General features: G+C 35.1%; 14 protein-coding genes and 1 tRNA gene. 14 read left to right on the forward strand and 1 reads right to left on the reverse strand.

Translation table 11 applies throughout. The features are described 5' to 3' along the window. The first annotated feature begins 23 nt into the window (after nucleotides 1-23). The 5 genes from JZO69_RS06685 (at nucleotide 24) to JZO69_RS06705 (ending at nucleotide 4,177) form a co-directional block, all read left to right on the forward strand. Complete coding sequence (locus tag JZO69_RS06685) at nucleotides 24-605, forward strand: TetR family transcriptional regulator (protein ID WP_207112120.1); 582 nt, start codon at nucleotides 24-26, stop codon at nucleotides 603-605. A gap of 133 nt (nucleotides 606-738) precedes the next feature. Beyond that, nucleotides 739-1,830 carry an ABC transporter permease gene (locus tag JZO69_RS06690; RefSeq protein WP_207112121.1) on the forward strand — a complete coding sequence of 364 codons (1,092 nt, stop codon included), beginning with the start codon at nucleotides 739-741 and terminating at the stop codon, nucleotides 1,828-1,830. 4 nt (nucleotides 1,831-1,834) lie between these two features. Next, nucleotides 1,835-2,506 carry an ABC transporter ATP-binding protein gene (locus JZO69_RS06695; protein WP_207112122.1) on the forward strand — a complete coding sequence of 224 codons (672 nt, stop codon included), beginning with the start codon at nucleotides 1,835-1,837 and terminating at the stop codon, nucleotides 2,504-2,506. Between the two features lie 274 nt (nucleotides 2,507-2,780). After that, nucleotides 2,781-3,065: a hypothetical protein gene (locus tag JZO69_RS06700; protein WP_207112123.1), complete on the forward strand. Its 285-nt coding sequence runs from the start codon at nucleotides 2,781-2,783 to the stop codon at nucleotides 3,063-3,065. 134 nt (nucleotides 3,066-3,199) lie between these two features. Further along, nucleotides 3,200-4,177 (forward strand): hypothetical protein, encoded by a 978-nt coding sequence (locus JZO69_RS06705; protein ID WP_347401575.1) that lies wholly within the window; start codon nucleotides 3,200-3,202, stop codon nucleotides 4,175-4,177. A gap of 607 nt (nucleotides 4,178-4,784) precedes the next feature. Here JZO69_RS06705 and JZO69_RS06710 read toward each other — a convergent pair. Beyond that, nucleotides 4,785-4,856 (reverse strand) — tRNA-Arg (locus tag JZO69_RS06710). Nucleotides 4,857-4,915: 59 nt separating this feature from the next. Between JZO69_RS06710 and rpoN the strand changes: the two genes are divergently transcribed. The 9 genes from rpoN (at nucleotide 4,916) to JZO69_RS06755 (ending at nucleotide 15,245) form a co-directional block, all read left to right on the forward strand. Then, nucleotides 4,916-6,238: an RNA polymerase factor sigma-54 gene (gene rpoN, locus JZO69_RS06715; protein WP_207112125.1), complete on the forward strand. Its 1,323-nt coding sequence runs from the start codon at nucleotides 4,916-4,918 to the stop codon at nucleotides 6,236-6,238. 502 nt (nucleotides 6,239-6,740) lie between these two features. Beyond that, a complete protein-coding gene (locus JZO69_RS06720) occupies nucleotides 6,741-9,512 on the forward strand; it encodes a sigma-54-dependent transcriptional regulator (RefSeq protein WP_207112126.1) in 2,772 nt (923 codons plus the stop codon). 72 nt (nucleotides 9,513-9,584) lie between these two features. After that, nucleotides 9,585-10,001 carry a PTS sugar transporter subunit IIA gene (locus JZO69_RS06725; RefSeq protein WP_207112127.1) on the forward strand — a complete coding sequence of 139 codons (417 nt, stop codon included), beginning with the start codon at nucleotides 9,585-9,587 and terminating at the stop codon, nucleotides 9,999-10,001. A 19-nt stretch (nucleotides 10,002-10,020) separates the two neighbouring features. Beyond that, nucleotides 10,021-10,491, forward strand: a complete 471-nt coding sequence (locus JZO69_RS06730) for a PTS sugar transporter subunit IIB (RefSeq protein WP_207112128.1) — start codon at nucleotides 10,021-10,023, stop codon at nucleotides 10,489-10,491. Nucleotides 10,492-10,505: 14 nt separating this feature from the next. Further along, nucleotides 10,506-11,294, forward strand: coding sequence for a PTS mannose/fructose/sorbose/N-acetylgalactosamine transporter subunit IIC (locus JZO69_RS06735; RefSeq protein WP_207112129.1), 789 nt, complete (start codon nucleotides 10,506-10,508; stop codon nucleotides 11,292-11,294). Further along, the gene (locus JZO69_RS06740) at nucleotides 11,278-12,108 is read left to right on the forward strand and encodes a PTS system mannose/fructose/sorbose family transporter subunit IID (protein ID WP_207112130.1); all 831 of its coding nucleotides are present in this window, start codon (nucleotides 11,278-11,280) and stop codon (nucleotides 12,106-12,108) included. Before JZO69_RS06735 ends, JZO69_RS06740 begins: the two co-directional genes overlap by 17 nt. A gap of 33 nt (nucleotides 12,109-12,141) precedes the next feature. Then, nucleotides 12,142-13,191, forward strand: coding sequence for an SIS domain-containing protein (locus tag JZO69_RS06745; protein WP_207112131.1), 1,050 nt, complete (start codon nucleotides 12,142-12,144; stop codon nucleotides 13,189-13,191). A 12-nt stretch (nucleotides 13,192-13,203) separates the two neighbouring features. Then, nucleotides 13,204-14,208 (forward strand): SIS domain-containing protein, encoded by a 1,005-nt coding sequence (locus JZO69_RS06750; protein ID WP_207112132.1) that lies wholly within the window; start codon nucleotides 13,204-13,206, stop codon nucleotides 14,206-14,208. Nucleotides 14,209-14,312: 104 nt separating this feature from the next. Next, nucleotides 14,313-15,245 (forward strand): LPXTG cell wall anchor domain-containing protein, encoded by a 933-nt coding sequence (locus tag JZO69_RS06755; protein ID WP_207112133.1) that lies wholly within the window; start codon nucleotides 14,313-14,315, stop codon nucleotides 15,243-15,245. Nucleotides 15,246-15,270: the final 25 nt, after the last annotated feature.

The following is a 15,270-nucleotide window of genomic DNA, read 5'->3' on the forward strand; positions in this document are numbered from 1 at the left end:
GAGATTGGGAAGGAAGGTAGACCGTGAAAAAGGAAAAAGTTTTTGATGTGACCCATCAGTTGATTTTGGAAACTGCGAAGGAACTTTTTTTAAAAAATGGCTATAAAAATACTTCGACTCGCGATATTGCTAAAGCGGCAAATATTACACAACCAGCACTGTACTACCATTTTTCTACTAAAGAACGTTTATTTATCGAAATCAATAAACAAATTGGCAGTCAACTAAAAAGTGAGATGGAACAAATAGCAAAAGAAGAAAATCCCATCGAAACACAATTGATCGATTGTACAAAGGCCTTACTAAATGTCTATCACAGAGATATTTTTTCTTTTATTCATCAAAGTGCGGCTGAAATGGAACAAGTTAACAAACAACAGCTCTTTTATATATTGAACGATTATTATTTAAAGCCATTGCAGGCAATTTTTGAATCAAGTAAAGATCCGCTAAGCAGCAAGGTTTCTTCTAAAAAAGCAGCTCAATTTTATCTTATGAGTTTGTCATTGTTATTCGCAACAGTCCACCAACTTTCTACTGAAAAAGAGCGATCAGAGCAAATTACTGATTTGATAGAAATGGTTTTACACGGAGTTATATCATAAAAGAATTAGCAGTATTTTATCACTTGATAAAAAAGTTTGCTAATTCTTTTTTTTATGGTAATATTTTATCAAGTGATAAAAAAGTGTTTTTTTGAGCATTTTTTTATCGATTGATAAAAAAGAGGTGGAAGCAATGTTTTTAGGATTAGAAGAAATGAAGTATTTTAAGCTTCGATACACATTGGTGATTGGTGTTATCGTGTCAGTTGCTTATGTTGCATTTATGTTATCTGGGTTGGCAAATGGACTGGCCCAAGGAGTACGACAAGGTGTTGATAAATGGGAAGCAACCAGCATCGTTTTATCAGAAGATGCGAATAAGAGCTTGAATGCTTCCAGCTTAGTGATGGATGATTTAAATCATGTAGACGCAAAACAAAAAGAACCGCTAGGACAATACGCAGGAGCTTTAAACAAAACTGGACAAAATAAAGAAACGGACAAAATCAATATCTCTCTTTTTGGAGTGAACAAGGATAGTTCGATCAGACCTAAACTGATTGAAGGTCGCTATTTTGAAAATCTAGGGGAAATTATCATCCCGAAAAACTTAGTCGACAAAGGAGTAAACTTAGGTGATACTGTCAAAATCGGAAAACTTGATAAAGAGTTAAAGGTTGTCGGTATAACAAATGAAAACAGTTTTAGTATTGTACCATTGATTTATACATCTATTGATCAATGGCAAGAACTTAAATTTGGCAAGATCATCCAAGGAAATCAAGCACCGATCAATGGAATCATCGTCCGAGATACTCCAACAAAAGATATCAAGTTGAAAATGGAGAACAATGATTTAGCAAAATACGATATTGAAAATTTTATTCAAAAATTACCTGGTTATAGTGAACAAAATCTCACGTTGAATGCGATGATTTATTTCTTGTTTGTGATTACGGCTGCGATCATCGGGATTTTTATCTACGTAATGACCTTGCAAAAAATTAGCTTATTCGGTGTCATGAAAGCGCAAGGTATTTCAAATGGGTATATTATAAAATCGATCATAGCTCAAACCTTTATTTTAGGAGTAATCGGAGTAGCGATTGGTGTAGTTTTGACCTTGTTGACAAATCTAATCTTGCCAGCTGCTATGCCTTTTGCATTAGATAGTAACAATTTAATGATTTATAGTCTAGTCTTGATTATTGTTGCTGTTTTGGGCGGTGTTTTCTCGATTCGGACAGTGACTCATGTTGACCCAATGAAAGCGATAGGAGGATAAAAAAATGGCTGATATTTTAGTAATGGATAGTATTCGTAAAACTTTTGGTAAAGGACATGCAAAGGTTGAAGCGTTAAAAGGGATTGATTTGAAGGTTGAAGCTGGAGAATTTGTTAGTATCATTGGTCCTTCTGGCTCAGGAAAAAGTACCTTTCTAACAATTGCTGGAGGTCTACAAACCCCTACATCAGGTCATATCGTGATCAACGGGAAAGAGTTTACTCATTTAAATGAAAAAAAACGCTCAAGACTTCGTTTTGAAGAAATCGGCTTTATTTTACAGTCATCTAATTTGATTCCATTTCTAACTGTGGAAAAGCAATTCACATTAGTGGACAAAATTGAAAAGAAAAAATCAGAAACACAACGGATGGATGAATTATTAGCTTCTTTAGATATTTCAGAATTGATTCATAAATTCCCAAGTGACCTTTCTGGAGGTGAACGTCAACGAGTGGCAATTGCTCGTGCGTTGTTTAATGAACCAAGCTTGATTTTAGCTGATGAACCAACGGCCAGCTTGGATACCGAGCATGCTTATGAAGTTGTCAAAATTTTAGCAAAAGAAGCACATGAAAAGCAAAAAGCAACAATCATGGTCACTCATGATCCGAGGATGATTAAGTGGAGTGACAGTGTTTATTGTATTGAAGATGGCGAATTGATAAAAGAATAGTTCAAGATGGAAAAAGAGATTGGGACGGAAGTGTTTAACTTCAAGAAATAAGAGGGATTTACTTCTGTTTCTACTATGTATTAGGATTTTCAAGAGGTCGGAATATGACTCATAGAGTGATATTCCAACCTCTTCTTTATAATTTTAAGTGTTATAAAAATAGATTTTAGGTTATGATGATAGTGGAGAAAAAGTAAAGGTGTAAAAAAGTATTTGTTTATTGTTGTCGGGGTAAAGCAATAGTGAATCAAACAATAGAAAGTGAGGCAGTACAATGGATAATCGCGTAGAAGTAATGACCTTTTCACAACTAAAGAAAATTGTGGCAGAGTTAGAAGCAAATGATACCATCGAGGATAATACAAAAGTATTTATTGATACTGGATGGGAGAGCGTTCAAGAAGTTGAACCAAACGCTTTTCACGTAGAAGAAGTTGCAGAATTTAAAGTACAAGATGAGTTGACAAAAGAATTTTATGTTGGCTATACATTGATAGAAAAAGCAGAAAAAACGCAAGGACAACCTGAAACAGCTATCATTATTAGAAACCTATACTAGTAGTCAGCTGTATTTTTTGGAGACATTTAGTTTCAGGTAAACGTTTTTCCTTTTTGACGTATACACACTATTTCTTTGTGATATCACTTAAGCAGACAAGCGTTTTATCATAAGAAATAATCATTAGGAAGGTGGTGCTTCTTTTGACAAATAAAATTCCATTTCCAAAGAACTATGAACGGTTTATTGAGTTGGGACAAGAAGCAGTAAAACGAGATAATTTGATTGAAGCAGTTGATTGTTTTGAACAAGCTTATTCGATTCAGCAAGATTTTCCATTAAATTTGGTTCTTGTAAATACGTATTTACAAGTGGGTGAAAATGAGCAAGCATTGTCTTTAGCTTCAGAAATGAAAGAAAAGTATTTTGCTTATCTAGACTACATGGAGCTTTATATACAAGTATTGATCAAAAATAATATGTTTATTCAGGCACATAGCATTATTAACGAGCGGATTTTGATGGAACAAAGTGGTGAAATGAGAAAGTTGATTTCTTTAAAAAAGAAAATCCGCCACGTTGAATTGATGTATCAGCAGTTTGAAGTCGGTAAAATCAAAGAATTAAAAGAGGAATTAGATTGTTTAAATGCACATAATTACTATGAACAATTGGCAATAGTAAAAAAGGCTGGAAAATTACCGCAAGATGAATTTATTATGATTGGTAAAAAGATTTTATTGGATGATCGGGTACATAATCTAGTTCGATCGTGGATATTAGAAGAACTTGCGAGTCTTCACTTCAAAGAAGAAGTAGAATTTTTATGGAGAGATGATAAAAAATACACAGTTGTTCCAGCAACAGTCGGTACACCGCTGGACAGCGCAGCTTATCAAAGAATTTTACTATTTTTAGAAAAAGAATTGATCAATGATGACCCGATTTTATTAGTAGATATCATGGAAGAAATTAGATTGCATTTTGCACTTTTGTATCCATTAGCAGATGAAATCATTGAAAATCCAAGGTTATGGGCTGTAAGCTATATTATTTCCTACAATCATTCTATCGCACAAAAATACCAAGTAGATGAAGAAAGATTAGAAATCGAAAATATTCAAAAATTACAAAGTAAGATTCGTTTTGAACTTGAGGCGATGGTTTTATAAAAGTAAAAAAGAGTAGAGGACATAAAAATCCCTGTACTCTTTTTTTTAGAACGTAGCTATATATTTTATTTTTTAGTTGTGTGATTAATAAATAATAGCAGAAGAAATGAGAGCAGGAAATATAAAAATATCCCCCCTTGGATAATAGTGATGATTTGAAAGCAGAGTTGATAATTATTAGCTGTAATTTGATTAAAATAACGATAAAAACTAAATTCTGTGAGAGCTAAAAGAAGTGAAATAACTAATAGCTTTGTATGACGCTGACTCATTACTATCAACTACCTCATTAAATATTTGTCAAAGTATATAATAACATAAGCAAACGATGGCTTTTTATCAGTTTTTAGATGAAACGGATAGAAAAATGATAACTTTGAGAGGGATTAAATAAAAATATCTTTTTTTGAAACTAAAAAAAGACATAGGCTACACCTCAATTAGGTGTAGCCTATGTCTTTGAAATCCCAATACTAAACGAGATAATCACTGTTTGAAACGTCTAAATCACTTCGATTCAAATCAGCTTAATTATGTAATAAATTATGGATACATCTACATTTAAATTATGCTATAATTTTTATATGTAAGAGGCTAAACAAAAAGATGCGCCCTGAGGGAATCGAACCCCCGTCTCAAGAACCGGAATCTTACGTGATATCCACTACACTAAGGGCGCAAGCACGTTTATTAGTTTAGCTGATATTTCGATAAATTACAAGTGGGAGGACAAAATTAATGAAATTTGAACAACATTTATCACAACAACAAAAACAAGTCCAAAAACTTGCCATGACCCAACAATTACAACAGTCTATCCAGATTTTACAGTATAATTCAGAGGAGCTTTATTCGTACATAGAAGCAAAATCACTGGAAAATCCATTGATTGACGTTCAAACGGATACTAATTATAACGATCTTCCAAATACAGGAAGCCGGACATACAACAATGAAGAAAATAATTATTTAAATCAGATTCCAGATAATCATGTGTCATTGTTTGAATATTTAATTGATCAGATTCACTTAAACTATCGCGATACATATCTTCGAACGCTGGTGTTGTTTTTGGTTGAATATATTGATTTGAATGGTTATTTAATGATTGATTTAGATGAAGCCACAGCAAAGACAGGGGCAAAAGCGATCGAGATGTTAGATGCCTTGACCTTGATCCAACAGTTAGATCCAGCCGGTGTGGGTGCGAGAGATTTACGAGAATGTTTGTTGCTGCAGATTGAACGTGATGATACAGCGCCAGCATTAGCTTATATCGTCATTGAAGAAGAGTTTGATCACTTGGCTAATCGTAAATGGGCGTTGATTGCTAAAAAGTTTGAAGTAGAGTTATCAGAGATTCAAACGATTTTTGATTATATTCAAACTTTGACGCCAGCTCCTGGAAGTATTTTTGAAGCCACTACAGGACTTTATATCCGTCCAGATTTAACGGTACGAATCAAAGGAAACCAAATAAAGATTCTTTCCAATAAAAACGGCACACCTACAATTCAGTTTCAACAAGCTTATTTTGAACGAATGGAAGCGACAGAAGATAAGGAAGTTCAAGAGTACATCAAGGAAAAGAAAAATGAATTTGAATGGTTAGAAAAAACAATTATTCAACGTGGTGATACGATTTTAAGAGTCGGTACAGAAATTGTTCAACGCCAGCAGGAATTCTTCTTTGATGATGAGCGACCGCTGAAACCCATGACTTTAAAAGAAATTGCTGAAGCATTGAATATTCATGAATCAACAGTTAGCCGTACAGTAAATGGGAAATATTTAGAAACAGAATTTGGTGTTTTTGAGCTGCGTTCATTTTTTTCTCATGGATTATCAAATGAGAGCACTGGGGAAGAGACATCAACTGGTAGTATAAAAAAACAATTGCAAGCCTTAGTCGATAATGAAAATAAAGCCAAACCGTTGTCTGACCAAAAATTGGTAGATTTATTAAAAGAACAAGAAATCGAGATCTCTCGCCGAACAGTTACAAAATATCGAGAAGCTTTAGGAATCCCGTCCTCTTCTAAGCGTAAAAGGTATGATTGAGTGTATTTTTTGATAGATGATGTTGGATAGTTAACGATAAAGCTGTTGGATTTAGAAAAATACTTTCTAAATTCAACAGCTTTATTATAAAGTAAAATATTTAAACTTTTATATGTTAACGACCTGGTATCATTTATGCGAGTATTTTTTTATTTTGCAGTACATACTTTGCGCCATAAACGTTAAATTATAGGTTTTCTTTGAGATTCTCCGTTATCAGTTTTATGGCTGAACAAGACGAGTGAAAAAATAATGCAGTTTTTAATTAAAAAAGCCCCCTGAAGAATCCACACTCTTCAGGGGTTTATTGTATGAGTGAATTATGTGTAAAGTAATTATATCATGCTTTTAAATAGTGTTTTTCAAACTATGAACCAAATAATTACCTTTTTGACCAAATAGTCAACGTATCGTCAGAATAAGAAAATAATTTTTATATCTGATGAAAAAAGAGATATATTTTTCCAAAAACTTTCGCTATGATAAAGAAAGGAGGGATTATATGTTAAAAGAAAAATTGTTAGAATACTTAAAAAATCAAACATCTTTTTTCAACCCTGGAAATGTAAGCGATATTTTTTCGGCAGCTGATATCGCTGAAAAGTTCTCAATCAAACGAAATACAGCGAGCCATTATTTAAATCAACTGGCAGACGAGGAAATCTTAGTCAAAGTCAATACACGTCCCGTCTACTTTTTTCATAAAAAAACGTTTGAGCTGCAAAACTATCCGCTGAGTAATTCTTTTTACCAAAACTTATCGGAGATTGAAAAGGAAAAACCAATATTTGATAAGAAAATAGATTTTTTTCAGAATGTGATTGGGAATCGTGGCAGCCTAGCTCAAACGATCGAGCAGTTAAAAATGGCCGCATTCTATCCGAACGGTGGCTTGCCGCTGCTTTTAACTGGGGAGAGTGGTACAGGGAAGAGTTATCTGGTTCAGTTGCTCTATCAATTTTGTTTAGCCAATGATTTATTAAATAGTGACGCACCATTTATCACAGTGAATTGCGCTCAGTACGCAGATAATCCGGAGCTGTTGACGAGCCATTTATTTGGTCATGTGAAAGGTGCATTTACAGGCGCAGATATTGACAAAATAGGAGCATTTGAAGCTGCAGCTGATGGTTTTTTATTTTTGGATGAAGTGCATCGATTAAGCGCAGAAGGACAAGAAAAATTATTCACTTTTCTAGATCAAGGAATTATTTATAAAATGGGTGAAAGTAATCAACCAATCGCTGTTCATTGCCGACTAGCTTTTGCTACAACAGAAGAGGTAAGCAGTACTTTTTTAACCACTTTTTTAAGACGAATTCCTGTTCAAATCAAGATTCCAGCTTTAAATGAACGGACTCAGGCGGAGCGAAAACAATTGATTATTCGTTCTTTTTTTGAAGAACAGCAAACCATTCTAAAAACTTTGATCGTGTCACCACAAGTTATCAACATCTTAGAAAATCGTTCATATAAAGGTAATGTAGGGGAATTAAAAAACCTAATCAAGATCATTACAGCAAAAAGCTTCACTGTAAATCATGAAAACACACAAATACCAATTACCTTGCATTCTTTACCTAATTATTTACTAACAGAAAACCAGGAGACCACTTTTTCAGAATCAGAATCACTTTTAAAAATCGATGGTCAAAGCAGTTTGGACTATTTACTTGAAGAAAGCGAACCGGAGCAAAAAAGAATCATCCAAAGCTATGAAAAAATCCTCTTGACCTATGTTAATAATCAATCAGAAATCAACGCTTCGGTCGGTTTGATTTCTAAGGAAATTGATTATCTTTTTGATTACTTATTATTTGAAACAAAAAGAGACCAAAAGCATGAAATGTTGTTGTTTATCACACAGCATGTGCGGCAGATGTTAGAAAAAATCGAATTGGCTTATCAAATTAGCTTCAATGGTAGCTTGGTTTATGCGATCAGTCACTATTTATTCCAACGACGTTATGTGGAATGGTTACCAGAAGTTGAAATGGTTCACTTGATCGAAACCTTGTTACTTGATATTAAAGCCAAGCTACCAAACAGTTATCGTTATGCAGAGCAGATTCTAAATTTAGTCAAAACGTCACTGGATATTGAGGTTTCAAGTATGGATCGAATTATTTTATCCGTTTATATTGATAATTTAGGTTATACCAAAGAAACGTCCTATCCTAAAGCATTGATCGTTGCCCACGGCTATGCAACAGCTAGTAGTATTGCTAATGTGGCCAATCGAATGCTGAATGAACTGTTGTTTCAATCTTTTGATATGCCATTAGATGTTACTCCAAAGAAAATTGCAGAGAAAATGATGCAGTATATTGAAAGAAATGATACGTCAAATGGATTGATTATTTTATTTGATATGGGGTCACTAAAAGAAATTCATCGGTATTTCTCTAAAGAAACTACAGCGCCAATAATTTTGATGAATAATGTAACGACTAGTTTAGCAATTGCTGTAGGGGAAGGAATCCAGAGGCAACAACAACTTGCTGAAATTCCAGCCAAAGCGATAAACAGCCATCATTACCAATGGGAAATCATTAAGCCGCAAACAAGAAAAGAAAAAATCATTATCACAACATGTGCTACAGGGATTGGAACAGCAGTTCAAATCAGTAACTTACTTGAAAAAAGTTTACCTGATAATAGTGAAGTAAAACTTGTTCCTTGTGAATTCCGTCAACTACGTACCCCCGCTGAATTTGAAAAAGCTTTTTCATTATATAATGTGCTTGGTATTGTTGGCACAGCGAACCCAATCGTGGAAAATGTGCCGTTTATTTCATTAGAAGATTTGATTGCAGGGATTGGGATCGAACGTTTATTGGAATGGCTAAAAAATGATCTAGTATTGGATTCTCAGGAAGATTTTAGTAATCAGCTGATTCGTAATTTTTCGTTGGATCGTGTGATTCAATCTGTGACGATTTTGGACACAGAAAAAATTATTGAACAGATCGAAGGGTTTATGAAGCAGTTGGAAGAGCGTTGGGGGCATCGGATCACCAATGATCGAAAATTAGCTCTCTATGTCCATGTAAGCTGCTTGGTAGAACGATTGATCCGCAATGTACCAATCGAAATCTACAGTGGTTTTGACATGTTGCAGGAGTGTCATGAAAAAGAGCTGAAGGACATCAAAGAGGCGTTTAGTGTCATAGAGAAAGTGTATAGTGTCAATATTCCAGATTCAGAGCTTTCTTATGTCCATGATGTTTTGTTTGAGAATACTGAATATATCAGTGATGAAAGTGATTTTTAATAAACAGACGAAGGGTGCCACTAAAGTTGGCACTCTTTTTGCTATTAATAAAGTGTAAGTGAGGTGAGCAGGATGGCAAGAAAAATTATTTTGGCAACACATGGGAATTTTGCAGAAGGTATTAGAACGTCTTTGGAACTGATTTGCGGCCAGTCGAAGAATGTTGAAGTTGTTTGTGCCTATATGAAAGAAGAATTTGATCTGGGGCAAACAGTAGAAATGATTATTAGTGAAAATCAAGAAAATGAATTGCTGGTGATCACGGATATTTTTGGCGGCAGTGTGAACAATGAGTTTTTTAAGTATGTTGAATATCCAAATGTGCATTTAGTTTCTGGATTGAATTTGTCTTTATTGATTGAAATGTATACCCAATTAGAAAATGCAGTCTCTTTGGAAAGGTTGATTATACAAGCAATAAAAACTTCTCAAGAAACGATTCAGTATTGTAATTTATTGAAAGTAAAAGAAGAAGAAGAAGAATTTTAAAATAGGAGGGAAATCAATCATGATTAAATTAGTACGTGTGGACCACCGTTTATTACATGGACAAGTAGCTTTTTCTTGGACGCAAAGTTTGGGTGTAGATTGTATTTTGATTGCTAATAACGATGTGCCGCAAAATGACATTCGCAAAACAACTATCAAATTAGCGAAACCTGCTGGCGTAAAATTAGTGATCAAAAATATTGAGGATTCAATCAGTGCGTTGCAAAGTGGCGTAACTGATAAATATAAGTTATTTATCGTGGTAGAAAGTGTGGCGGATGCTTATAAATTAGCTAAAGCTTGTCCAGAAATCAAGCACATCAATCTAGGTGGAATGAAAGTTAGAGAAGGGACACGAAATATTTCTAAAGCTGTAAATATTACGCCTGATGAAGAAATACTGGTCAAAGAATTAGTAAATACAGGTGTTGATATTGAAATCAGGCAAGTGCCCAATGATAAAAAAGTTGCTGCTTTAGATGCATTTTAGAAAGGAAGATCAGAATGATTGTACAGGCTATTTTGTTAGGAATCATCGCATTTATTGCTCAGTCTGAATACGCGTTAGGTACATCACTTTTATCCCGCCCAATTGTGACTGGATTATTTGTAGGAATTGTTTTAGGAGATATTAAAACGGGCATTATTATGGGCGCAACCTTGGAATTAGCATTTATCGGATCATTTTCAGTTGGCGCATCGATTCCGCCAGATGTCGTTACAGGTGGGATTTTAGGAACAGCTTTTGCGATCACTGCAGGAGCTGGAACGGAAACGGCGTTGGTTTTAGGTCTACCAATTGCCACATTGACCTTGATTTTGAAAAATGTCTATCTAGGTTTAGTGATTCCTACAATGAGTCAAAAAGCGGATAACTACGCGGAGGATGGTGATTACAAAGGTGTGGAGCGGATGCATTTGGCAGCCGGATTTGGTTTGTCATTGATGCTGGCGTTGATTGTTTCGATCTCATTTGCGGTCGGAAGCAACACGATCAAAGGGTTATTAGATATGATTCCTGAATTTGTTCAGCATGGCTTATCTGTTGCGACGGGAATTATTCCAGCACTTGGTTTTGCAATGTTGGCGCGTTTATTGATCAACAAACAGGTGGCACCGTATTTCTTTTTAGGCTTTGCTTTGATGGCTTACTTAGAAATTCCAGTTACAGGTATCGCAATTTTAGGTGCAATCACAGCTGTGATCGTAGTCAATATCATGAATCACACGAAAGGCAAAGAAATGGTCCAAACATCAAACGGGGAGGTTATTGACGATGACGAAGACTTCTAAAGAGCAAACTGAAAAGTTGATCACTAAAAAAGAATTGAACAGTGTTTTCTGGCGGTCTTTCCAAATGGAATTCTCTTGGAACTACGAGCGGCAGATGAATATGGCGTATGTTTTCGCGATGATTCCGATTTTGAAAAAATTATATCCTAAAAAAGAAGATATGGCTCATGCTTTGAAACGTCATCTGGCCTTTTTTAATACGACACCACATATTGTGACATTGATTTTAGGAATCAATACAGCAATGGAAGAAGAAAATGTGTTAGATGAACAATTTGATGTAAGCACGATCGATAGCATCAAAACGTCATTAATGGGTCCTTTAGCAGGTTTAGGTGATTCATTTTTCTGGGGGACCTTACGTCTGATTGCAACAGGTGTGGGGACGTCACTGGCATTACAGGGGAATGTTTTAGGTCCAATTTTATTCTTGCTGATATTCAATGTCCCGCATATTATTTTGCGCTATCTCTTTACTGGTTGGGGGTATAAATTAGGAACTGGATTTTTGAAAAAGATCCAAGCCAACGGGATGATGGAAAGTTTGACGTTAGGTGCTTCGATTATTGGATTGATGGTGGTTGGTGCGATGACGGCTTCAATGATTGATATTTCAATTCCGGTGACGATCAGTGGGAGTGGCGAAACGGCTGTAACAGTACAAAGTATTTTTGATGATATCATGCCGAAGTTATTGCCATTGGCAACATTTGGAGCTGTTTTCTATCTGTTGAAAAAAGAGGTAAAACCATTAGCAATTTTGGGTGGTATGGCGGTAATTGGGATTTTAGGTTCGTTGGTAGGAATTTTTTAATCCAGTTTAGGATATAAGCGAAGGTGGGATGTAATGGAAACGATGTTAGATTATATCAATGAAGAGCAAGAAACGTTGGAACATATCTTAGAGTCATTTGATGTCGCGCAGATTGATGTGAAAAAGGTTAAACACTGTTTGATTTTAGCGACAGGCTCTTCTTATAATGCCTGTTTATCAGCAAAATATTATCTAGAGCAGACAGCGCCTGTGTATATTGAGATAGAGGAACCATTTAACTTTCTGCATTATGGAAAAGTCGATCCGAGTATTGATTTGATCATCGCAGTTTCGCAAAGTGGCAAAAGTGCTTCAACGATTCAAGCAGTAGAAAAACTGACCCAAACTAGATCAATCAAAACGATTGCAGTAACAAGTGATGTGAAAAGCCCGATTACAAAAGTAGTAGATGAGGTTTTAGATTTAAATATGGGAATCGAAACGGTCGGTTTTGTCACGAAAGGCTATTCAGCAACCGTGCTTAATTTGATGTTGTTAGGATTACGTTTAGGGTATCAAAACGGTTCTATTGATCAACGGCTGTTAGAAAACGAATTAACGGAATTAAAGAATGCTATCCGTCAAATAAATCCAGTCATCGAAAAAACAAACGATTTTTGGCTAGAAAATCAAGCGGATTTAACGGCAGGCGAACGTTTTATTGCGATTGGATATGGACCTAATGTAGGGACGGCTAAAGAATTTGAAACGAAATTTACTGAAACGGTACGTTTACCTTCCCAAGGTTTTGAACTTGAAGCATATATGCATGGCCCTTATTTAGAGGCAAACCGTAACCATTCACTATTTTTTGTTGAAAATGACAATTTACTGAATGAACGAAGCCAAGCTTTAAAGCATTATCTAAGTGAACATGTTGCTGCTTGTTACACGATTTCGACTGATACAAAAACGGATTCAAAAACATTAGGTCTATCTATAGAAACCCTTGAAAAAATCAGTCCGCTTTTACTAGTGATTCCGTTCCAATATTTAGCTTATCAAATTGCTATAGCCAAAGGAATTGATTTAAGCAAACGGATTTTTGATGATTTTGATCAAGTATTAAAAAGTAAAATTTAAGGAGAGTTAATCATGTTAAAATTTAACGAAACAAAGCAAATCGAAGATATCAAAGGGGCTTTAGCACTACGCCCAGAAGTTGAAAAAATTGTTGATGAAGTCTGGGAAAAAGGGTTTGATTCCATCTATTATTTAGGCATTGGTGGAACATACGCGTCAGCAATGCAAGCAGTCACATATATCAATGGAAAAAGTGACTTACCTGTTTACGTTCAGCATGCAGCTGAATATTATACAACTGGTAATCGTCGTCTGACGAAGGATTCATTAGTTATCCTGTCTTCTGTGACTGGGACTACACAAGAAGTTGTCAAAGCGGTAGAGGAAATTAAAATAGTCGGTGCTACATTGATTGGTTTCATTGATGCAAAAGACAGTATTTTAGCAGAAAAATGTGATTACGTTGTGACCTATCCAGCGCCAGGAACTGAACAAATCAAGTTCTTTATGTTAGCCGATCGGTTGATGAAAAATAATGGCGAATTTGCTGATTATGAAGAGTATTATAAAGAATTAGAAGAGTATCTGCCGCTCGGATTAGTAGAAGCAGAAAAACAAGCAGATGACTTTGGTTTAACTTTTGCGCAAGCACATCGACATGATGACATGCATTATTTTATCGGTGCTGGCAATCAATGGGGTGCGGTATATTCTTATGCTATGTGTTATTGGGAAGAACAAAGCTGGTTACGTTCAAAATCGATCCATGCCGCTGAATTTTTACATGGTACATTGGAAATCATAGATGAAACAACACCAGTTACACTTTTTATTGGTGAAGATGAACAACGTCCGCTAGCTGAACGAGTGGCAAAATTATTGCCACGGATCTGTGCAAATTATACGATTATTGATTCAAAAGATTATCCAGTTGACGGAATTAGTGAAAAATATCGTGGACGAGTCCTGTCATTCTTGCTGATGCATTGTGTAACACAGCGCATTGATGCTCATGTAGAGCAGTTGAATTGCCATCCGTTGGATATTAGACGTTATTATCGTCAATTTGATTATTAAAATAAAATTAAAAAATATTTAAATACAAATGTTATGATTTTTGTTTTTACTTATCAAATGTTAAGATATTTCTCTAAAAATAACTTAACATGAAAGGATATTGAATGAAGAAAAGTTTTAACTGGGGAATTGTATTTGTTTTATCACTGATAAGTATTTTTCAATATGTCGCTACGGTGCAAGCTGAAAATAAGGAGTATGTATACAATTCTGAGTTTACAGAAAATGAAACGCCTGAAGAATTTTCTTGGGAGGAAGACACTGCAACAATTGTTGATACTTGGTATGTTCAATTACCAGAAGGATATGGTTGGGGCTGGAATCCGGTAAGTATTGGAAATGGTAAAGCAAGTATCTATAGTGACGATATGAATATCTCTACTATTTTAAATGGGGAAGATAGCGAGAGAAGAAGTCCGGCATTGAATCAAAATGTTAAAGTGCAGCCTAATCAAAAGTATACGCTAGAAATTGATGTAGATATTTTTAGTGGAGATAGTTCGTATCTTGTGATCAATAATCAGGATTTAAGTTCACAAGTAAATGGGTTTATTGACGGAGATGCAATGAATAAACCTGTATATAATTACAAATTCAAACAGGAAGTTATTGCTGATGAAAGTGGTTTGGTTCCTATAAGTATTTATATGCAGCATGCGCCAGATCGTTATATATTTAGTGGATATCCTTTTAATGTTACCATCTCAAAAGTGAGATTGAGTGCTATAACTGAACCTAGCCAGGTGGAAGAATCTAGCTCAAGTTCTAGTACCGAAATAATTTCAACTACTCTCCCCGCAGTATCTAGTGAGTTAAATTCAAGTATGGAATCAAGTATAAGCACTGAGACTACATTGACATCAGAATCTAGGGCCGGAGTAGTGACAACAATTGAGTCAAATACAAGTAGTTCAACTGATAACGTGAAGAAACTCCCTGCAACTGGACAAAGAGAAACAAATTTGTGGTTAGTGCTAAGTGGTATGGTGCTAGTTTTATTTTCAGGGATGACTTTGTATAAAGGAAAAAATAATTAATCGTGGAGAGTCCAAAAGGGCTCTT

Origin of the sequence: Candidatus Enterococcus ikei (assembly GCF_017316105.1) — a bacterium.
Lineage (GTDB): Bacteria > Bacillota > Bacilli > Lactobacillales > Enterococcaceae > Enterococcus_L > Enterococcus_L ikei.